General features: G+C 67.9%; 17 protein-coding genes. 5 read left to right on the top strand and 12 right to left on the bottom strand.

Translation table 11 applies throughout. The features are described from left to right. Window positions 1-139 precede the first annotated feature (139 nt). The 6 genes from ACQUQ1_RS07815 to ACQUQ1_RS07790 form a co-directional block, all read right to left on the bottom strand. A complete protein-coding gene (locus ACQUQ1_RS07815) occupies window positions 140-508 on the bottom strand; it encodes a hypothetical protein (protein WP_435063711.1) in 369 nt (122 codons plus the stop codon). Between the two features lie 1,620 nt (window positions 509-2,128). Next, window positions 2,129-2,644: a VOC family protein gene (locus tag ACQUQ1_RS07810; RefSeq protein ID WP_435063710.1), complete on the bottom strand. Its 516-nt coding sequence runs from the start codon at window positions 2,642-2,644 to the stop codon at window positions 2,129-2,131. 274 nt (window positions 2,645-2,918) lie between these two features. Beyond that, window positions 2,919-3,788, bottom strand: a complete 870-nt coding sequence (epsC, locus tag ACQUQ1_RS07805; RefSeq protein WP_435063709.1) for a serine O-acetyltransferase EpsC — start codon at window positions 3,786-3,788, stop codon at window positions 2,919-2,921. A 425-nt stretch (window positions 3,789-4,213) separates the two neighbouring features. Further along, on the bottom strand, window positions 4,214-6,133 hold the full coding sequence (locus ACQUQ1_RS07800) for a beta-CASP ribonuclease aCPSF1 (protein ID WP_435063708.1): 1,920 nt from the start codon (window positions 6,131-6,133) through the stop codon (window positions 4,214-4,216). A gap of 1,153 nt (window positions 6,134-7,286) precedes the next feature. After that, window positions 7,287-7,679: a PIN domain-containing protein gene (locus ACQUQ1_RS07795; protein ID WP_435063707.1), complete on the bottom strand. Its 393-nt coding sequence runs from the start codon at window positions 7,677-7,679 to the stop codon at window positions 7,287-7,289. Continuing rightward, window positions 7,676-7,924 carry a hypothetical protein gene (locus ACQUQ1_RS07790; protein WP_435063706.1) on the bottom strand — a complete coding sequence of 83 codons (249 nt, stop codon included), beginning with the start codon at window positions 7,922-7,924 and terminating at the stop codon, window positions 7,676-7,678. The genes ACQUQ1_RS07795 and ACQUQ1_RS07790 overlap by 4 nt, the downstream gene beginning before the upstream one ends. 17 nt (window positions 7,925-7,941) lie before the next feature. On the opposite strand from ACQUQ1_RS07790, the gene ACQUQ1_RS07785 reads away from it, so the two are divergent. Next, window positions 7,942-8,172, top strand: coding sequence for a TrmB family transcriptional regulator sugar-binding domain-containing protein (locus ACQUQ1_RS07785; protein WP_435063705.1), 231 nt, complete (start codon window positions 7,942-7,944; stop codon window positions 8,170-8,172). Window positions 8,173-8,219: 47 nt separating this feature from the next. On the opposite strand, the gene ACQUQ1_RS07780 is transcribed toward ACQUQ1_RS07785, so the two are convergent. Next, complete coding sequence (locus ACQUQ1_RS07780) at window positions 8,220-9,014, bottom strand: Sir2 family NAD-dependent protein deacetylase (protein WP_435063704.1); 795 nt, start codon at window positions 9,012-9,014, stop codon at window positions 8,220-8,222. 127 nt (window positions 9,015-9,141) lie between these two features. On the opposite strand from ACQUQ1_RS07780, the gene ACQUQ1_RS07775 reads away from it, so the two are divergent. Next, window positions 9,142-11,139, top strand: coding sequence for a S9 family peptidase (locus ACQUQ1_RS07775; RefSeq protein ID WP_435063703.1), 1,998 nt, complete (start codon window positions 9,142-9,144; stop codon window positions 11,137-11,139). Between the two features lie 102 nt (window positions 11,140-11,241). Here ACQUQ1_RS07775 and ACQUQ1_RS07770 read toward each other — a convergent pair whose 3' ends face one another. Continuing rightward, window positions 11,242-12,030 (bottom strand): acetoacetate decarboxylase family protein, encoded by a 789-nt coding sequence (locus ACQUQ1_RS07770; protein WP_435063702.1) that lies wholly within the window; start codon window positions 12,028-12,030, stop codon window positions 11,242-11,244. 80 nt (window positions 12,031-12,110) lie between these two features. Further along, complete coding sequence (locus ACQUQ1_RS07765) at window positions 12,111-13,118, bottom strand: sodium:calcium antiporter (protein ID WP_435063701.1); 1,008 nt, start codon at window positions 13,116-13,118, stop codon at window positions 12,111-12,113. A 329-nt stretch (window positions 13,119-13,447) separates the two neighbouring features. On the opposite strand from ACQUQ1_RS07765, the gene ACQUQ1_RS07760 reads away from it, so the two are divergent. Beyond that, the gene (locus ACQUQ1_RS07760) at window positions 13,448-14,548 is read left to right on the top strand and encodes a sensor histidine kinase (RefSeq protein WP_435063700.1); all 1,101 of its coding nucleotides are present in this window, start codon (window positions 13,448-13,450) and stop codon (window positions 14,546-14,548) included. 99 nt (window positions 14,549-14,647) lie between these two features. Here the strand turns inward: ACQUQ1_RS07760 and ACQUQ1_RS07755 are convergent, their stop codons facing one another. Then, window positions 14,648-16,246: a Na+/H+ antiporter NhaC family protein gene (locus tag ACQUQ1_RS07755; protein ID WP_435063699.1), complete on the bottom strand. Its 1,599-nt coding sequence runs from the start codon at window positions 16,244-16,246 to the stop codon at window positions 14,648-14,650. Window positions 16,247-16,335: 89 nt separating this feature from the next. Between ACQUQ1_RS07755 and ACQUQ1_RS07750 the strand changes: the two genes are divergently transcribed. Next, window positions 16,336-16,758, top strand: a complete 423-nt coding sequence (locus ACQUQ1_RS07750; RefSeq protein ID WP_435063698.1) for a universal stress protein — start codon at window positions 16,336-16,338, stop codon at window positions 16,756-16,758. A gap of 75 nt (window positions 16,759-16,833) precedes the next feature. On the opposite strand, the gene ACQUQ1_RS07745 is transcribed toward ACQUQ1_RS07750, so the two are convergent. Next, a complete protein-coding gene (locus tag ACQUQ1_RS07745) occupies window positions 16,834-17,973 on the bottom strand; it encodes a site-2 protease family protein (RefSeq protein WP_435063697.1) in 1,140 nt (379 codons plus the stop codon). Between the two features lie 141 nt (window positions 17,974-18,114). Between ACQUQ1_RS07745 and ACQUQ1_RS07740 the strand changes: the two genes are divergently transcribed. Next, the gene (locus ACQUQ1_RS07740) at window positions 18,115-19,362 is read left to right on the top strand and encodes a magnesium transporter (protein WP_435063696.1); all 1,248 of its coding nucleotides are present in this window, start codon (window positions 18,115-18,117) and stop codon (window positions 19,360-19,362) included. An 81-nt stretch (window positions 19,363-19,443) separates the two neighbouring features. On the opposite strand, the gene ACQUQ1_RS07735 is transcribed toward ACQUQ1_RS07740, so the two are convergent. After that, entirely contained in the window at window positions 19,444-20,796 is a 1,353-nt protein-coding gene (locus ACQUQ1_RS07735; RefSeq protein WP_435063695.1) for an MFS transporter, read from the bottom strand. Between the last annotated feature and the right edge of the window lie 96 nt (window positions 20,797-20,892).

The raw sequence follows: 20,892 nt of genomic DNA, 5'->3' as shown, positions 1-20,892 counted from the left end.
GGCACGAACACGTCACACGACGTGAGGAGGTACTGGAACGGGTCCGGAACGTCGGTGTCGACGGACGCGTCGGCCCTGGGGACGCCGAGACTGACGAGCGCGCTGGTGTCTGCGACGACCGTTCGCAGTCGATGGCCGCTCATCGATCGTCGTCGGCCGCGGGCTCGACCGCGGTCGCGTCGCCGTCGTAGACGTCGACGTCGTCGGGGGCAGCGAGATCGAGTGGCTCATCCTCGAGATCCGTCTTGAGGAGGCGGAGCCGCTGGGCGGTCTCGGCGCCGACCAACTGCTTGACCGTCTCGAACGCGAGTTGGCCGTCGTAGTACTTCGTCGCGACCAGCTTCTGGAACGTCTCACTATCGGCCGTGTCTTCGATGTACTCGCGGATCGCCTCGACGAGCAGATCCGTCCGATCCGTGTCGAAGAGCTCCGCGATCGCGTCCAGTCGATCGACGAGATACTCCGGCGACTGGAAGTGAACCCGCCGCGGATCGTCGCTCGCGCTCATTTCATGTGCATGTTTTGCACATAGAATCGTAACCGTTGCGGCGACTGCACAGAACTTGCACATCAGAACTCGTGGAACAGGAATCGCTCACGCCAGTCTCAGCGAGAATTGTCTTGAGAGGCGTTCGTCCGTCGAAGAGACTGGAGTGACGAGACAGCCTCACACACGGTTCGACACCGGATAATACTTTGAAGTATCATACTTCAGAGTACAATTATCGGAAGTACGATTATTGTTCCGACGAGAGGAATGAATCTCCGCGTCGATCCACTGTCGTCCGGCACTCGCCGACCGTCACCCTCGCCACCGACGGAGACCCGGAACTTACCCCCCAGATCGTCGAAAGTACCCCAGCCGGTCGAGCGACCCGTACGGTTTCTCGTTTTGGGTACTCGTCGACATCGGAGTCTCGGAACGGAGTCCGCTCCAGCGGAGATGTTCAGCGCTACTCCCGCGATTTCTCGGGTCGAATCGACTCTCTCCGCGGAATCCGTGAATCGACGACTCATCGACGGATCGATATGAGACAACACACTGATACATCGGCTGAGTCCCCCGAATTCGACGGATCCGGATCCGAATTCATCAGCACGGCTATTTCGCCGGAGAGAACCCCCGTGGCATCGTCGTGAGCGGGAATCGGGGATCGACAACGCACCCGATCGACCCACGGAGCGATTCGTCGACATGAAGCGATGGGGGAAGCCGCCACCCTCCGGAAGTGGACAAAATAGCCGTCTAAGCGAGTACTACGCCGGAGTCACACCCGAGGGCGGGACCCGTTCGAGCGACGACGAATAGTCAGGTTGTCGTATAGGTTCGGATCAACGTCCATCTCTGCAAGGGATTTTCTGTAGCCGAACATCCGAGAGGTTGTCGGCGGATTCCGGCCCGACGGGCGATCGCGACGGGCGCGATCGGTGCAGTCGAAGCGACCCCGTGCGGTCGGGTTCGAGAGGGTATCAACGATCCGTCGACTGCCGATACGCCCGTTTAGGGCCCGCGTGACCCTGTCGTTCGAATCTGGTGGTCCGGGAGAACACGTCTTCGAGAGCGACGAGAAAGGAGGATCACTTCCGGTGGAGGGAATCCGCGTCGGAGCGAACGTTGGTCGGGGAGCGCGTTCCGGGGCCCATCGTAGGCGTCGGTATCCGGTCATACCGATAGCACGGGGGGTCTCTCCGGCGAGTACGGACGATCTGAACGCCCTGACTCATCTCGTCGGATCCGGTTCCCCGGAAAACGGGCTCGGATCGGCGTCCTATCCCCGATGCTGGCCTACCGAAGCACGGTAAGCGGGAATCGAGCGATGGGCAGAATGATCAGAGGACGCCCGAATCGGCCTATCGCCCGGAGATTCACGGAGGAAATCGCTCGAAACGCCCGATCCGGAATCCCGCCATCGAGCGGCGTTCCCGTGGATCCCGCACGACGATCCGAGCATGCCGAACCCGGTCGAACGAGCTCCACGATCACCCGTCAGCGCAATACTGTGTCCGCCCCACACGCACATCGACCACCGACCTCGCCTCGATACCGAAGCGGTTCGTTCGTACGGCGATCGACGGTCCACGTTCTCGGCGGTGGCGGGTCATCAGGGACGTGGGACCCGACACGTGGTCACTCGGGATACGTGCGGTCCGGGTCGGGCATCGACTCCAGGTTGGTCGCCGTCTCGAAGATGACGCCGTTCAGCTGCTCCTCGGTGTCGAAGTACCAGTACGGCACCTCGCCGTAGACGCCGCTTTGAACCACCGGCATTCCCGCCTCCTCGAACTGCTCGACGACGGCCTCCGTCTCCTCGAACGCGAAACAGGCGACGTGGTGGAGTCCCTCGCCGTGCTCGTCGAGGTGCTCCGTGTAGATGCTCGGCCCTTCCAGGGGTTCGATGAGTTCGATCATCGTCTCGCCCGCGAACGCGAGCGCGAGGATCATCGAGTAGTCGTGTGGCTCGCCGCGGTAGGTCGTCTCGGTCAGGGTCGGCGGCTCGAACCGGTATACCTCCCACGGGCCGACCCCGAGGATGCCGCCGAAGCGGTCCATCCCGTCCTCGATGTCCTCGACCACGAACGCGATCTGACTGATCTCGGGGATCTCGATGTCGAGGTCCGGAATCGTCGTGTCCATACCCGACATTCTACGGTATCGTAGATATGTTTATTTACCAATCATACTGGAGATCGCTGTAGAATACGACCGTTAGAGCCGCCGACGGGCCCTCGATAGCGATGGCCGCCCCGAACCCGGAGGCCCCCGTTCCGGCGGCGTGCCCGTGACCGCGTCGCCACCGAGGACGCGGGGGCCGTCTGCGGCCGGCCGGGGTCGGAGCGGTCGGCTCCCCGCGGATACGTGCACCGCTCGACGTATGCGGCCGCCGCAGTTCGGAGGGTCCGGAGTACTCAGCCGGCGGCTACCCGTTCGGTTTCCGCTCCTGGTCGGGGTGATCGGAGATGAACACGCTCGTGTCGTCCGGGACGTCCTCGGTCACCCAGGAGTTCGCGCCGATGCTCACGTGGTCGCCGACGTCGACCGGCCCGAGCACGTTGCTTCCGGCCCCGATGACGACGTGGTCGCCGATGTCGGGGTGGCGCTTGTAGTCCTTCTTCAGCATGTGGCTGTCGTCCTCCTCCTCCTCGAAGTGGAGCGCCCCCAGCGTCACGTTCTGGTAGATCCGGACCCAGTCGCCGACCGTCGCCGTCTCGCCGATGACGACGCCGGTCCCGTGATCGATGAAGACGTACTCGCCGATCTCCGCGCCGGGGTGGATGTCGATCCCCGTTTCGGTCTTCGAGTACTCGGCGAGTTCGCGTGCGTACTCGACGTGGCCCTCCTCGTAGAGGACGTGTGCGACCCGGTGGGTGAGGACGGCATGGAACCCCGGATAGGACCGGATGATCTCACAGTAGCTCTTCGCCGCGGGGTCGCCCTTGTATGCGGCCTCGACGTCCCGCTTGAGGGCGGTTCGAATCGTCGGTAGTCGGTCGAGGATCCCGTCGACGGTTCCGATCAGGTCCTCCGCGTCGCGGTCGGAATAGGCCGTGATGCCCTTTTGGATGCACGTACCGAGCCTGGTCAAGCGGCTCCGGGTTTCGGCAGGGTCGTCTACCAGATCCGTCGCGTTCCAGCACCGGGGGAACAGAAGCTGTTTGAGCAGGAGCGGCTCGTCACGCAGGAAATCGCGGCGTGGATACGTCCGCGAGGTGTCCGTCGGGAACGGCGAGTCGTCCGCTCGATAGGAGTCGACGAGGGCTTCGTGGGCGTCGCCGGTGTACTCGTACATTTACCGGGGGTTGCGGCTGCCGAGTGAAGTAGTTCACCTCCTTCGGTCGTCGACAGAGCGCTGTCCGCTCGACGATCAGTGAGAACGTGCGCTCGTCTCTGAACGCCCGTGTCGTCTCGCGTATCGACTCGATTTCGGGATCTGTAGACGAATAGTCCACTCTCGAAGCTCCTGTGAGAGCGATTCGATGAACGACTCCGCGTCCTCGATCGCGTCCGGTACAGTTTCGTATTCGTGGACAGGGTAGTCGTGTCGGACGTGGGTCGACGTTCGGGAAACCGTCGAAAGCCGGAGCGTGATTCCCTCGTCAGTTGCCTTCGGTACCACTGAAACGATGAAGGTCGTTCCGTCTCCGGTCTCGTAGTGAATGTGTTTCGCCGAGCATCGATGTCGAACCGGCGTCAGTTCCCTCCGTCGAGCGCCGATCAGTCGAACCGATACGTCTCGGTGTTTCGGGGTGCCTTCGTTCGGAGGCCGAGCTCTTGGTACAGTCCGGAGGAGAGCTGATCCGTCGAGGATTCGTCCCCGTGGACGCAGAGCACCTCCTCGGGTCGTGGGTTCATCGTCCGCACGAAGTCCTCGAGGCCGTTGCGGTCCGCGTGGCCGGAGAATCCGCTCACCGAGTCCACGTTCAGCCGGAGGGTCAGCTCTCGTTCCTGGCTCCCGCGGTCGCTGAACGGGATCTCGCGTCGCCCGCTCTGGATGCGGCGGCCGAGCGTCCCCTGGGCCTGATACCCCACGAACATGAGGGTGTTCTCCGGGTCGCCGCCGAGGAGTTTCAGCCAGGACATGATCGGCCCGCCGGTGACCATCCCCGAGGTCGAGAGGATGACGCACGGGTCGCCGGCCGCGATGTCCTCGCGCATCTCGTGGCCGCCGTCGACCTGCTGGAACTGGTCCGCGAGGAAGGGGTTCTCGTCTTCGTGGAGGATCCGGTCGCGGAGACCGTCGCGCAGGAACTCGGGATAGGCGGTGTGGATGGCCGTCGCCTCGCGGATCATCCCGTCGAGGTAGACCGGCATCGTCGGGAGCCGATCCTCGCGCATCGCCTCCTCGAGGACGAGCATCAGTTCCTGTGACCGGCCGACGGCGAACGCGGGGATCACGACCGTCCCGCCGTTCTCGTACGTCTCGGTGATCCGCTCGATCAGTTTCCGCTCGGAGTCCTCCTGGTCCGTCTGGTAGTCGTCACGTCGCCCGTACGTGGACTCCATCACGAGAGTCTCGACCCGCGGGAAGTCGTTCTCGGCGCCGTTGAACAGGCGCGTGTCCGTGTAGTGGACGTCGCCCGAGAACACGACGTTGTGGAACCCGTCGCCGACGTGCAGGTGCGTGACGGCGCTGCCGAGGATGTGTCCGGCGTTGTGGAAGGTGAGCTTCACGTCCGGCGCGATGTCCGTCACGTCGCCGTAATCGACGGCGATCGTGTGCTTGAGCTCCTCTCTGACCATGGCGCTGTCGTACGGGGGTGTTCGCCCCTCCTTGGCGGCGACGTCGAGATAGTCGAGTTGGAGGAGGCCCATGAGGTCCCGAGTCGGCTGTGTCGTGAACACTGGGCCGTCGTACCCGTACTTGAACAGGATCGGGAGGAGGGCGCTGTGATCGAGATGTGCGTGCGTGAGGACGACGGCGTCGAGGTCCGGGATGGGGTTCGCCTCCGGAAGTTGGAGGTACGGCACCTCGCCCTCGGCGCCGGGCTTGTCGCCGCAGTCGACCAGGATTCGGGTGTTCGACGTGCTGAGGAGGAAACTCGCGCGTCCGACCTCGCGACAGCACCCCAGGGTGGTCAGCCGGACGTACTCCGGGTCGGCGTCAGGGTCGGAGTGGATCTCGCTCCCGACGCGTTCGAGGAATCCCCGACGCTCGTCTCGCTCCTGGAGCAGGAAGTTCCGCACGTTGTCGACGGTCGTGGACTCCATCGGCGGCGTACGAAGCACCTCCGGCGTCCAGCCGACCTCCTGTGTGATCTCGCGAAGCGTGCTCGCGCGGCGTCCGATCACCAGGCCCGGTTTCTCGGCCTCGATCAGCACTTCGCCGGTCGTCGGGTAAAATCGGAGGTTCGTGATCCCGGCCCCGTCCGGGATCAGTTCCCGGATCGTCGCCTCGGCTTCGGCTCGATCCGCCTGAGTCCCCGCCTCCGGACGCACGGTGATACGCTTCCGAAGTCGACTCGCTAGCTTACGGACGAGGTCGTCACGCCGGGCGAACTGTCGAGGGTTCCTCGTGTAGACGACGACTTGCGGCCCCTCGAACGTGACTCTGGAGACGTCCAACTCGTCCGGAACGGTTTCTTCGATCTCGCGACGGACCATGTCGAGCGGATCCGTCGGCTCAGTAGAGTTCATGTATGGTGGAATTCACGCTGGCTCGGATTTCTCGGCACCGATCGTGTCACTCATGCGTATTCGGTCGACGGACTGCAGTCGCTCAAATGGTGCGACCAACCGGACTCGGTCCGGTACAGGGATCCGCGAACCTCGATAGCACCGTGCTTCGTCAAGCGAAATGCAAACCGCCGTGTGTGAGTAGTCATCTCGCTACCGGTATTGACATCTTCCTCCGGCTAAAGCCGGAGGAATCCCGAGCGGTGGGAGTTTCAGGTTTGCAACCATGGATACCGCCACTTAACGGGTACCCGTCTAACCCGGCCATCGTGGTCGGTGGCTGACTGGCCATGCCAAGTGGCCGTTACTCCTATCCTTGGCGTCATTCGATTCCCACCTGTTGTTTTTGCCAGCAGGGAATCGCTGATACGTCACCGGACTCGGAGTTATCCTGAGGCTTGCTCAGGCCGACGGGCACACGGCGAACCCTTCAGGGATTCGCGTTCACCGCGTCAGCGTTTCGGATATTGTCTCATTGAGTTGGCGGCGTGGCCGCCTCCGAAGGTCGTTCGGAATCCGCTCCGTTCCGTCTTACCCTTACGCTTGATAGCGGTTTTTGGCACTTGAAAGTATGGATTGGAAACTCGGGCTGTTACATCGACGGTAGAACGTATCGCTGTTTCGGATTCATCTCGCGTCTAAAGGCGCGGGTATTCTCCTTGCTCTTTATAAATACGTTCGTATCGTTGCGAGCCTACTGGTCGAGAACCGAACCACCAAATAATTAAGCCGGTGAGGCCGTCAACGTCTCGTACGCTACTATCGTAGTCCGATTCGGACTACAGGTCGTTCGCCCGATGACGCCGTTCGGCAGAGGGCGCGAACAGGCCGTCTCCAGTTGCCGCGTCCGCTGGCACGCTGGGGACCTCCGGACTGGCATACCCGGAGACGACCAGCACAACGGTCCGTCCGGAACCGCCGGACGCGGACCTGCTTCTACTCTCCGGCCGCTCAGGCTACGCGAACGCTGAGAGATCGAGTTCAGGTGAGGGGCCCTCTACTCGTTCGCGTGTTCGTGACGGTCTGTCCGGGATCGTCGACGTACAGGTGTCGTCCCGGATCGTCGACGGTATCGATCTCCTCGAAGGAGTGGAACTGAGCGAGGTGTGGAAGATCAGTACGGTTCGACAGCAACACCGAGCGTCTCGAAGTCCTCGACGTTGTCCGTCAAAACGGCATCGTCGAGCACGTCGGCCATCGCGGCGATGTACCCGTCGTTCGTCCCGACGCCGGCGGTCCCACCCACGTGGTCGTCTGCCGCCGCGAGAAGTTCACCGGCTTTCCGTGCGATCTCCTCGTCCACGTCGATGCGAGGATATCCGAGGAGCCGGTTCCGTACCTCCTGTTCGGTGTCGCTGCGAGCTGTGGCGACGCCGTAGTAGGTCTCCGCGACCACCGGAGACGGCAACCACTGCATCTCGCCCTCCTCGACGAGTTCGACGCCCTTCGAGAACGCATCCGGGTCCCCCGCCAGCAGGTCGAACAGATACGACGAGTCGATGATCACTCTTGCCGGCCCCCATTTTCGAAGGTGTCGCGGGCAGCGTCGAGGCGGTCGCGGTCACCCCCACGCAGACGGCTCACCGCGTCCTTGGCCTCCTCGGCTTCATCTTCGGTCAGGAGACCGGCAACGTCACTCGGGTGCGGGCCGCGCGTCATCCGACGCAGCGTCTCCTCCATCGTCTCGTCGTCCTTCTTGTGGGCGCTGAGCCACTCGTGGTATTCCTCGGAGACGCGAATCGTTTTGACCATGCGATATATTGCGATATATGCGTTTAAGAGCCTTGCGGGGCCACTTCGGGCACGTTCACGGTTGCTCGTTCTCATCGAGCGGGGTCGCCGATCAACGATGTCTCCGAGCCCCGAGGCGGCCAGCTCCGCGATGCGACGCGTCGCTCACGCTCGCGACCGACCGGGGAGAGGTCACGGTCGGCGGCTGGCGTGCGACGATCGAGGATGTCGCCGCCACCTCGATCCAGCTCTCGCGGCCGCGGGAGTGACACGCCGGTCGCGCTGCCGGGGCGCGTGAGGCGGTGCGGTGCGACGGTCAACGGACGTCGAGGCGCGCCGCGAGCGCGGGCAACACGTCGGTCACGTCCGCGCGGAAGCGGATGTCGGCCCGCTTGTCGGCCGCCGTCGAATCGAGATTGACGACAGCCAGTGTTCCGCCCGCGGCCGCCCGCCGCGGGAGCGACGCGGCCGGTTCGACCTCCAGCGACGACCCGATCGCGAGGAAGACGTCGCTGTCGGCCGCGAGGTCCCGAGCCCGGCGGAACGTGCGCCGGGGAAGCGACTCGCCGAACAGCACCACGTCCGGCTTCAGCACGCCACCGCAGTCCGGACACGTCGGCGGGAGCTCCCGGTCGGTTCCGTCCTCCCCCTCGACGGCCGCTCGGACCCGCTCGTGAACGGGCTCGGCGGGCCGGGTGGCCCCGCAGTCGACGCAGGCGACCCGCGCGGCGTTGCCGTGGAGTTCCAACACCGTCTCCGACCCGGCGGCCGCGTGGAGCCCGTCGGTGTTCTGGGTGACGACCGCGTCGAGCAGGCCGGCGGCCTCCAGCGAGGCCAGCGCCTCGTGCGCCGAGTTGGGTTCCACCCCGTCCGGGAAGAGCCGGTCGTGGAGGTCGAGGCGGTCCCGCCAGAACCCCTCGGGGTCGCGCCGGAAGCGTCCGATCCGGAAGTCCATCGGGTCGAACTCGGTCCCCCAGACGCCCTCCTCGCCGCGGAAGGTGGGGACGCCCGAGGGCGCGGAGATCCCCGCCCCCGTCAGCGCGGCCGCGGTGTCCGCGTCCGAAAGCGCCGACGCCAGCCGCGAGAGTGTCGCCTCGTCCGCGTCGTCCATACACGAACGTCGCACCGCGGAACCTAAAGTACGACCGGGCGCGGACCCGACGGACGGGATCGGTCGCCGGGACGCTCACCCACCCGAGGTAGGCTTTTGTCATTCACCCGTCTCGATCCGTCCACCGATGCCGAACGATCCTCCCGAGGGAACGACGGCGTACGGCACGTGGCCGTCGCCGATCGACGCCGAGACGGTCGCCAGTGCCGGCAGGCAGTTCGGCCACGTCGCCGTCGACGGCGAGACCGTGTACTGGCGCGAACAGCGGCCAGACGAGGACGGCCGCGGCGTCGTCGTCCGGGACGACGGCGACGGGGCCGTCGACGTGACGCCCGGGGACCTGAACGTCCGCACGCTCGTCCACGAGTACGGCGGCGGCGACTTCGCGGTCCACGACGGAACGGTCTACGTCGCCCGTTACGGCGACCAGCGCGTGTACCGACTGGCGCCGGGGGGCGACCCGGAGCCGATCACCCCGGAGCCGGAGACCGAACGGGGACTCCGCTACGCGGACTTCGCGGTCGGCGCGGACGGGGAGTCCCTGTACTGCGTCCGCGAGAACCACGACGCGGCGGCAGCCGAGGACGGGCCGGAGGAGCCGGTCAACGAACTGGTCCGAGTGCCGGCCGACGGCGACGGCGACCCGGCGGTCGTCGCGACGGGCCACGACTTCTACGCGGCGCCGACGCTCTCGCCCGGGGGCGACCGCCTGGCGTGGCTCGCCTGGGACCACCCGCGGATGCCGTGGGACGGGACCGAACTCCACGTGGCGGACGTCACGGCCGACGGCGACCTCGTCGACGACCGCGTCGTCATGGGCGGCCCCGAGGAGTCCGTCTTCCAGCCGGCGTGGGGGCCCGACGGCGACCTGTTCGCCGTCTCGGATCGCACCGGCTGGTGGAACCTCTACCGCCGCGACGACGCCCGCGAGGGGGAGGAAGACTGGACGTGCCTCCGCGAGGAGGACGCCGAGTACGGCGTCCCGCAGTGGGTGTTCGGCCTCGCCACGTACGTCCCCCTCGACGACGGGAGCGTCGTCGCGGTCGCGACGCGGGACGGCGAGCAGACGCTGGAGCGGATCGCCCCCGACGGGACCCGAACGCGGCCGGACGTGTCGGTCGCGGTGTTCGGCGAGCGGGGCGCGCCGCGGCTCCGGACCGACGGCACGTCCGTCGTCTTCGTCGCCGGCGGCCCCGCGACGCCCGCGCGGCTCGCGCGGTGGACGCCCGGCGAGGGCCTGACGGTACTGCGGGAGTCGAGCGAGACCGAGATCGACCCGGCGTACGTTTCCGAGCCCGAGCACGTCACCGTCCCGACGCGCGACGGGGCCGAGACACACGCGTTCGTGTACCCGCCGACGAACCCCGACGTGGCCGAGCCGGACGACGAGCGCCCGCCGCTGCTCGTGGTCGCACACGGCGGCCCGACGAGTGCGACGTCCCCGACGTTCGACCTCGCCACGCAGTTCTTCACCTCGCGGGGGTTCGCCGTCGCGGACGTGAACTACCGCGGGTCGACCGGCTACGGCCGCGCCTACCGCGAGGCGCTGGCCGGCGAGTGGGGCGTCCGCGACGTCGAGGACTGCCTGGACGTCGCGCGGCACCTCGCCGAGACGGGTCGCGTCGACGGCGACCGCGTCGCCGTCCGGGGCGGGAGCGCCGGCGGGTTCGTCGTCCTCGCCGCGCTGGCGTTCCACGACGAGGTCGACGCGGGGACGAGCTACTACGGCGTCGCCGACCTCGGCCGGCTGGCGGAGTTCACCCACAAGTTCGAGTCGCGGTACCTCGACGGGCTGGTCGGCCCGTACGAGGAGACAGCAGAGACGTACGAGGCACGGTCCCCGGTCGCTCACGCGGAGTCGATCGACGCGCCGGTGCTGCTACTGCAGGGCGAGGACGACCCGGTGGTCCCGCTGTCGCAGGCGGAGGAGATGGCGTCGGCGCTCGCCGCCGGCGACGTTCCCCACGACCTCGTCGTCTTCGAGGGCGAACGACACGGCTTCCGGCGGGCGGAGTCGCGCCGGCGGGCCCACGAGCTTGAGCTGGCCTTCTACGGGTCCGTGTTCGGGTTCGACCCCGCCGACGACCTCGAGGAGCCGGAGTTCGACGGGACGGGCGGGTCCTGACCGGGTCCGGCGCTGCCCCGGTCGTGACGTCGACGGCGCGGTCGACGCGTCCGGCGACGCCGCCGTCCCCGACCGCGGACTCGTGGTCGGCCGGCGCACCGCTCAGCGGGGTCGGCGTCCGGGGTCGGCGTCGACGGGAACCGGCTCCGCCCGGTGGAAGTACACCTCCCCGTCGAGGACGAACCGCCCGAGCGCGCGGGGCCCGAGGTCGAGCGAGCGGAGCGGGGCCGCCCTCGGGTGGTCGCCGAACGAGACCGACACCTCGGTGCTGAACGGCCAGCCCCCGAGGTCCGCGTCGATCCTGCTGGGGACCTCGTACAGCCGGCCGTTCTCGACCGTGTACGTACTGCCGGTGTCCTCGGTGTCGAACGACGGCGGACGGGCGACCTCGAGGGTGGCGAAGCGGTCGTCGTCCACGGTGACGGTCGTCTCCCGGACCGAGCCGTCGTCCTCGTGGGTGATGTCTGCGACGACCTTCGGATACCCCCACACGTCGACGCCGAACGCCCTCGCCGCCTCCGTCGTGACGGGCATGTACCAGACGTACCCGTCCGTCGCCCGCGTCAGCGCCGAGAGGTACGGAACTGCCGCCGGGGAGTCGTGGCCGGCGGGGACGACGACGGCGAACTCGTCGTAGGGGTCCAGTCCGGGGACGTCCACGTCGCGGTACTCGACGCTCAACAGCGTGACCGCCGCGTGACCCCTCGCCGTGGCCCGGATCGGCTCCAGCCCCTCCGGTAGCAGGTCCGCGACGGGGCCGAACGGGGCGGCGAACGTCGCCCCGCGCATCTGCGCCCGGAGTCGCACGGGGAGTTCCACCCGGTGTCCGGTCGAGATCGTCACGACCCGCTTGCCGACGAGGTCCGGGGGCGGACGATCGCCCGATGCCATACGAAATCGTACCACAGCCGGTCCCGTTAAACTGGGGGACCGGCGCGAGCGGCCGACAGTCCGCACGGTGCGTCGGTCCGTCAGATCCCCCGGACGGTCTCGATGACGCCGACCGATTCGAGGATCATCCAGGCGAGGAACAGCCCGTACAGCGCGATGAAGCCGAACGCTTCCAGATCGGTGAGCTCCAGGTCCGTGCGGGTGAACACGATGAAAACCAGCGTGGCGAACGCGAGGAACCCCATCGTCGGGATCGCCGCGAGGAAGTTGATGGTCGCCGACCCCGCGATGAGGACGCCGATCGGGATGGCGACGAGGAGGTTGAACGTGTTGCTCCCGAGGACGTTCGTGAGGCTGGTGACGCTGTCGTCCCTGCGGGCGGCGCTGACGCTGACGAACGTGTCGGGCAGGCTCGTCCCGGCGGCGATGACCGTCAGCCCCCACAGGAAGCTCGGGGTGCCGAAGATCTCCCCGAGCGAGAGGGCCGCCCGGACGAGCCCCTCGACGCCGACGGCGATGACGACCAGCCCGACCGCGAGCACGGCCCACTCGCGGGCCGGACGCACGTCGGGGTACTCCTCGGCGTCGTGGTCGCTGGCGTCCTGATAGTGGAGGAACACGTAGATCCCGTACGTGGCGAGCGGGAGGACGACGAGCGCCGGCGTCAGGATCGCGGCGCTGTTCGTTCCCCCCGGGACGTACGTCGCCCCGAGGGCGAACACGATGAACAGGACGAGCACGCTGATGATGTAGAACTGGCCGTCCTTGTGGACGATGTCCCGAGTCGTCTCCAGTTCCTCGCTGGCGAACGCCGAGACCGCCGGGATGATCAGGAGGTTGAAGATGGCGCTCCCGACGATGGCCCCGACGCCGAGCGAGAACTCGTCGTGGACGACCGTGCTGATCACGACCGAACTGAGCTCCGGGAAACTCGATCCGACGGCGACGACGACCGCCCCGTGGACGGCGATCGGGAGACCGTAGTACTTGCTGAGGCGCTCCGCGGCCTGTTCGAAGTATTCGCTCCCCTTCCAGATGACGAGCGTCGCGACGGCCGCGAGGGCGAGAGAGCCGAGCAATCCGAGCACGGGCCGTAGTCGGAGCCACCGGATAAAAAGAACTAGAGCATTACGCCCGGCGGGCCGTCCCGAACGAGAGCGGGTACGAACGATCCTCGAACACTTCCGGTCGGAGCGGATATCGGTATTTCGGTGTCCGACGGCTCTCGGTGATTCCCGCGGAGGAGCTACCGTTCGAAGTAGGCGCCAGCGGGAACGGGAACGGAATTCGGCCCGGCCTTTCCCGTCCGGACGTACGTGGCAAAATATGCAACCCGATGCGTGAATTCAACGTCGGAGTCAGGCGATTCTAATAAGTAAAGAAAATTACATATATCCGGAGTCCTGCTCGGAGCTACGTGAGCAAGTGTCGTGCGGAAACGATCGAGGCGCTCCACCACGCCGCGACCACCATCCAGGCCGAAGAGACGGTCGAGGGGGTCTGTGAGCGAACGGTCTCGGCGGCCGCCGAGATCCTCGAGTTCAACCTCTGTACGGTCCTCGTTCGCGAGGACGACTGGCTGGTCCCCTACGCGGTCTCGGAGGACGCGCCGCCGGACGGGAGCCGTCGGATGCGGATCGACCAGGGGATGGCCGGAGAGACGTATCGAACGGGGGAGTCCAGAGTCGTCGGCGAGATAACGCCGACGGACGGGAGCGACCCCGCCGACGAGTCCTATCGGTCAGGGATCAGTATCCCGATCGTCGACCGCGGCGTGTTCCAGGCGGTCAGCACGACCACCCACGCCTTCGGCGACGACGAGATCGAACTGGCGGAGCTGCTCGTCAGCCACACAGGCACCGCGATCGGCCGTATCGAGCGCGAACGGGAGCTCGAGCGCCAGAACGAACGGCTCGATCGCTTCGTCTCGGCGGTGAGCCACGACCTCCGCAATCCGCTGAACGTCGCCACCGGACGCCTCGATCTCGTGGCCGAAGAGTGTGACAGCCCGCACCTCGAGGACGTCGCGAACGCACACCGGCGGATGGAGCGACTCATCGAGGACCTGCTCGCGTACGCGCGGGCGGGTACCGAGTCCATCGACCGGACGACCGTCGATCTCTCGGAGGCGTTCGCCGAGTCCTGGAGCACGCTCGGGGCGGACGGAGCGACCCTGACCGTCGAGACCGACCGACGGATCCACGCCGACGCCGATCGGTTCCGGCAGCTCGCGGAGAACTTGTTGACGAACGCCATCCAACACGGCGGCACCGCCGTGACCGTCGGCGACCTGGACGGCGGCTTCTACGTGGAGGACGACGGCGAGGGTATCTCGAAGTCCGAGTACGAGACCGTGTTCGACGCCGGCGTCACGACCCGCGAGGTGGGGTCCGGCTTCGGGCTCAGCATCGTCGAGCAGGTCGTCGACGGCCACGGGTGGGAGATCCGCGTAACCGACGGGTCCGAGGGCGGAGCACGCTTCGAGATCACGGGCGTCGACGTCGTCGATCGGGTGTGAACCGGTGAATCGCGGCGACCGGCACGCGACGGCCGCCGGGCCGCCGTTCGTGGACGGGAGCGCCGACCGGGGAGCGGTCGCCCACCCGACTCGGCGGGGTCAGTCGTCCGCCGTCGCCACGTCCGGGGGCGTGCCGGCGGACTTCGGGTCGAGGCCGCGACGCCGGGCGTCGAACTCCGAGAGGCCGTAGACGAGCCCGATCAGCGCCAGCACGCCGATCGGCAGCAGCACGAACGGGGTGATCCGGGTGAACCCCCAGACGAGCATCAGCCCGGCCACCACGACCACGACGGTGAACGCGTAGTAGAACTGCGTCCGGACGTGGTCGATGAGGTCCGCGCCGGTGAACGTCGATGACAGCACCGTCGTGTCCGAGATGGGCGAGGAGTGGTCGCCGAAGATGGCGCCTGAGAAGACCATGCCGACCATGACCGCGACCATCGTGTGGGTGCCGACGATGTTCCACGCGACCGGCACGGCGATCGGGGTCACGATGGCCATCGTTCCCCAGGAGCTCCCCGTCGAGAAGGCGATGAACGCGGCGGTGAACAGCACCACGACCGGGAGGAGTTCCGCCGAGAGGCCGGCCGATTCGGCCCAGGCGGCGACCACGTCGCCCGTGCCGAGCGCCTCGACGACGTTGCCGATCCCCCACGCGAGCACGAGGATCGTCACCGCCGTCAGCATGATGCCGAAGCCGTCGATGGTCGTGTCGACGCTCTCGCCGAGCGAGAGCAGCCCGTAGGCGTACCCGAGCGCGTACGTCGTGGCCACCATCGCGAACGACCCGAAGATCAGCGCGACGGCGTAGTCGGCGCCGGTGACCATGTCGTACAGCGACGCCCCTGGCTCGTAGCCCGTCCACAGCGCCGAGCCGACGGTCACCCCGATCAGCACGAGGATGGGCAGGAAGAACGACAGCAGCTTCGGGTCGTCGACGTTCGGCTCGCCGAGTTCCGACTCGACGTCCTGCATGGGCCGGGCGTCGTCGCGGGTCACCTTGCCGGTCTCGGCGGCGCGGTGTTCGGCGGTGAGCATCTCCCCGTAGTCGCGCTGGGAGAGCACGACGACCCCCACCATCACGATCGCCAGGATCGCGTACATGTTGTACGGGATCGACTGCAGGTACACCTCGAAGGAGTCCGGGATCTCGCCGGCGGCCAGCCCCGTCGCCTCGTAGCCCGACTCGATCATCGACAGCTGGAACGCGACCCACGAGGAGATCCCGAGCGTCGCGACCGGCGCCGCGGTGGAGTCGACGAGGTAGGAGAGCTTCTCCCGGGAGACCTCCAGGCGATCGGAGATGTCCTTCATCGTGCTCCCGACGACGGCCGTGTTGGCGTAGTCGTCGAAGAACAGCACGATGCCCAGGAGCCACGCCGCGACGCCGGCCTTCCGTTTCGTGTCGATGCGCTCGATTGCCCAGTCCCGGACGGCGTGCGAGCCCCCGAGCCGCCAGATCATCGCCACCGCCGACCCCAGCAACAGCGTGAAGATGACGATCTGGGCGTGGAACACGCTCTCGCCGATCGCGGCGGCGATCCAGTCGAAGGTCTGTCCGAGCCCGAACCCGCCCGTGAAGATGACGCCGCCGGACCAGATGCCCAGGAACAGCGACAGCACCGCCTTCCGCGTCACGATCGCGAGCACGATGGCCAGCAGCGGCGGGACGAGCGAGAGCGCGCCGTATTCTGCCATATGTGAACGTACACCAATGTAGTATTTAAACCTCTCTCGGGGGCGCGGCCGCCGGGAGATCGTAATGTGCTGGTCGTCGAAGCGCCGGTATGACGGACGTTCTGGTTCCGTTCGACGGGTCGGCGCTGTCGCGGCGGGCCATGGAGTTCGCCTGCGAGCGGTTTCCGGACGCCGACGTGACCGCCCTGTTCGTCGTGGACACGAGCGTCACCCACCAGCCCGAGACGTACGTGGGCGTGAAGCTCGACGAGGTCTACGAGCGCCGGGAGGAGGAGGGCGAGGCGATCCTCGCCGAGGCCGAGGACGTCGCGGACGAGCACGGCGTCCCGCTGGAGACGGTCCTCGAACGCGGCCGTCCCGACCGGGAGATCCTGGAGTACGTCGAGGAGCACGGGGTCGACCACGTGGTCCTGGGGAGCCACAGCCGGGACATCCTCGAACGGTTCTTCGTCGGGAGCGTCGCCGAGCGGGTCGTCGACCGGATCCCGGTTCCGGTGACGATCCCCAGGTAGGGACCGGGAAAGGATCGCGACCCGGTCGCCACCCGCACACCGGGCGGTCTTCAAGCGACGCGGAGCGGCGGCCGATCACCCGCCGATCCCGCTCCGGAACCCCTTGCGGACCGTCATGGCGTGCGCGTAGTCCGATTCGGTCAGGACGCCGACCAGCTCGCCGGCCTCCTCGACGATGGCGGTCGACCCGCCGGCCTGGGTCATCGTGGCGAGCGTGTCGAAGGCGTCGGCGCCCGCGTCGACCCGCGGCACCTCCCGCATCACCGCCTCCACCCGGGTCGCGTCCCGGTCGTCCTCCCGGACCGAGCGGAGGTCCGACAGCGAGACGAGCCCGACGACCGCCCCGGCGCCGTCGGTGACCAGGTGGACCGTCTGCCGGTCGCGGAGCATCCGCGAGCCCAGCTCCTGAACCGTGGCGTCCGCCGACACCGTCGGCGGGTCGCGCGTCATGATGTCGCCGACGGAGATGCCCTCGAGCAGTTCGTCCAGGAGGACCGTCCGCGACTCCGTCGTCGCGGCGCCGTAGATGAAGAACGCAAGCAGGATCATGATGATGTTGAACGAGACCACGCCGACGATCGCGAACAGGAACGCGAAGACGACCCCCACCCGCGCGGCGATCCGCGTCGCGGTGCCGTACGGCCGCCTCCGGGCCAGGAGCGCCCGGAAGATCCGGCCGCCGTCCATCGGGAACGCGGGCAGGAGGTTGAACCCCGCCAGCAGCAGGTTCGTGAACGCGAGGTAGCCGAGGACGAACCGCGTGACCGGGAGCGAACCAGGCGTGACGAGCACGGCCGCGTAGCAGACGGCGGCGACGAGCACGCTCACGACCGGCCCGGCGATGGCGATCCAGAACTCGCGGTCCCACTCCTTGGGCACCGATTCCAGCGCGGCGAGCCCGCCGAGGATCCACAGCGTGATCGACTCGATCCCGATGCCGTACCGCAACGCGACCCACGAGTGCCCGAGTTCGTGGAACGTGACGCTCACGAACAGCCCGAGCGCGGCCGCGACGCCGATGACCCACGGCGTCGCGCCGGCGCCGAGGACGGCCAGGTCGAACCCGACGCCGGTGAACCCCTCGATGAGCCCGGCGTAGAAGGCGATCTGCTGGCCGCTGCCGATGAGCCACGCGAGCACGGGCAGGAAGATCAACAGCGAGGTGTTGACGCGGATCGGGATGTCCCAGATCTCGGTGACGGTGTAGCTTCGCACGGTCGGTCCTCTCACCCCGGGCGAGATAAACGTCCTGACCGGGAACCGGGGCACGGCGGCCCGCGCTCCCGGAGCCGGCGATTCCGGCGCGGCGGCGGTCCGGGACACTACTATGTACCCGCTGTGGGAGGTAGGAGGCGTATGGACGAATCCGCCGTCGACGTGCAACAGGCGATCGCCACCTCGTCGGCGCCGGCCGAGGAGTTCGAGCGGCTCCCGCGTGCGCGCCAGCGGGACGTGTTCTTCCGCCTGCCCGAGACCGTCCGGGAGTCGCTCGTCCGGGACATGGACCGGGAGCGGCTCCGGGGGTTCGTTCGCCGGCTGGACCCCGACGAGGTGGCGGACGTGCTCGCGTACGCGGACGAGGAGACGCGCGAGGCGGTCCTGCGGCGCCTCGACGAGGACCGCCGCGAGAAGGCCGCGTTCCTGCTCGAGTTCAGCCCCGAGAGCGCGGCGGGGCTGATGCACCTCGATTACGTGACCGTCGACGTCGGGCGCAGCTGGGAGGAGATCGCCGCCAGGGTCCAGCGCCACGAGGACCGCACCGGCCGGCTCCCGACCATCTTCGTCACGGAGGGCGACGACCTGCTGGGCGAGCTCCCGGGGCAGGTGCTCGCGATGACGGATCTGGGGGAGGGCGACCTCCGGGAGCACGTCACCGAGACGCCCGTCGTCAGCTACGACAGCCCCGACACAGACGTGATCGACGTGTTCCGCGAACACCCGGAGAGCTCGGTCGCCGTGCTGGACGACGACGACACCATCCTGGGGGTCATCTACGCGGAGGACCTCCTCCGGGTCGTCGAGGAGGAGGCCGGCGAGACGCTCTACGAGTTCACCGGCGTCCGCGAGGAGGAGAGCGTCCTCGACGGCCCGCTCACGAAGGTGCGCTACCGGTACAAGTGGCTGATCATCAACCTGGGAACCGCGTTCCTCGCCGCGGGGATGGTCGGCTTCTTCGAGGACACCATCGCGGCGTTCACCCTGCTGGCGGTGTACATGCCGGTGGTCGCGGGCATGGGCGGGAACGCCGGCACGCAGTCGATGGCGGTGACCGTCCGGGGGCTCGCCTTCGGGCAGGTGTCGCTGCGGACGGGCGGCCGGGCGGTCGTCAACGAGGTGATCGCCGGCGGCGTCAACGGGGCGATCACGGGCGTCCTCGTCGCGATCATCGCCTCGGTGTTCAACCAGAGTCCGCTGTTGGGGCTCGTCCTCGGCGTGTCGATGGTGCTGAACCTCGTCATCGCGGGGTTCTTCGGGACGGTCATCCCGCTCGTGCTCGACAAGGTGGGGAAGGACCCGGCGACCTCGGCGACCATCTTCATCACCACCGCGACGGACGTCCTCGGGTTCTTCATCTTCCTCGGGCTCGCGCAGTCGGTTCTGTGAGCGACCGCGGGGGGCCCGATCCCGTCGTTCCGGACGCGTCGGCGACGCGACGGGGCGTCCGGGACCCGTCGGCGGTGCCGGTCAGAGTTCGGACCCGGAGTCGGTCGTCGGGTCCTGCGAGGGCGTCGCTGGCTGCGTCGCGGTCCGCGCGGAGATCTCCCGGAGCGCCGCGACCACCCCGGCGCCGAGTAGGATCACGACGCCGGCGACGCCGAAGGCGACGACGAAGCCGAACTCCGCCGCCAGCGCGCCGCCGCCGACGCTGCCGATCCCGCCGGCGAGCACCGAGAGGGCGGCGTACACCCCGAGCGCCTCCCCGCGGACGTCCGCGGGCGCGACCCGCGCCACGATGGTGCCCGCCGTGACCGCGACGACCGACCACGTGACGCCGATGAGCGCGAACAGGACGACGGCGGCGAGCGTGCCGGCGAGCCCCGCCGCGAGGACGGCGCCGACGACCGCGACCAGCGGCATGGCGACGGCACGGACGCCGAGCGCCCCGGTCTGGAGCAGCCGGAGGTCGAACCGGCTACTGAGCCGGCCGGCGGCCGTGTAGAAGGCGGCCGACCCGAGGCTGGAGACGAGATACAGCCCGTAGACGAGGTCCGAGGAGAAGCCCACGTCGGTCAGGTACAGCGGGAGCGGCGCGAAGAACGCCGAGAAGCCCGTGAAGAAGAGGACGACCCCCAGGAAGTACGCCGCGAGCGTCGGCGTGAAGCGGTCGGCCACGCGGGCGGGGTCGAACTGCCGGGTCGACCAGTAGAGCCGGTTCGGGGTGAACACGACGGTCGCGCCGCGGACGCCCCGGCGACCCACCGAGAGGAGGCGCCCGACGCGCTCGGGGTCGACGCGGGCGATCCGGTGTCTGGACGGCGTCGGCATCCAGCGGGCCAAGAGCGCCGCCGCCGCGATCGCCGTCGCCGCGCAGGCGACGAACAGCGACTGCTGGGTCGCCGTCGGCGAGAGCACCCGCCCCGCGGTCGCCGACCACGCGATCCCGAGCAGGAGGCCGGCCGCCCAGCCGTACCCCTGGTACTTGTTGAGGAGGGCGATCTCGTGGGTCCACTCGCGCTCGGGAACGTCCGCGACGACCAGCAGCGTCAACACGGGCCCCGCGGCGGCGAACGCCAGCCACAGGAGCGCGTTCCCGAGGACGACGACCGGGATCGACGAGAACAGGGGGATGGCCCCGAGGAGGACGGCGACGCCGGCGAGGCTGAACAGGACGATGCCGCGGGGGTTCGACGTCCGGTCGGCGAGCCGTCCCCACACGAGCGCTCCCGGGGCGCCGACGAACGCCGCGACGGCGCCGAGGAGGCCGAGCTCGAACGGGTCGCCGCCGAGGCGCACCACGTACAGCGGCACGAGGAGCGAGGCCGCCCCCACGGACACCGACCCGAGCCCCCACGCGACCAGCCATCGGTGTTTGGGCATGCAGTTGCACAGGCCGGCCCGCGGTTTAGAGTCGAGGGTTACGGCCCTCGCCGCGGCGCGGGCCCCGTGCCGTTCCCTTCGATGGCTGCGGGGACA

The organism is Halobaculum sp. EA56 (genome assembly GCF_051195075.1).
Lineage (GTDB): Archaea > Halobacteriota > Halobacteria > Halobacteriales > Haloferacaceae > Halobaculum.
This window is presented reverse-complemented; position numbering and strand designations above follow the sequence as displayed.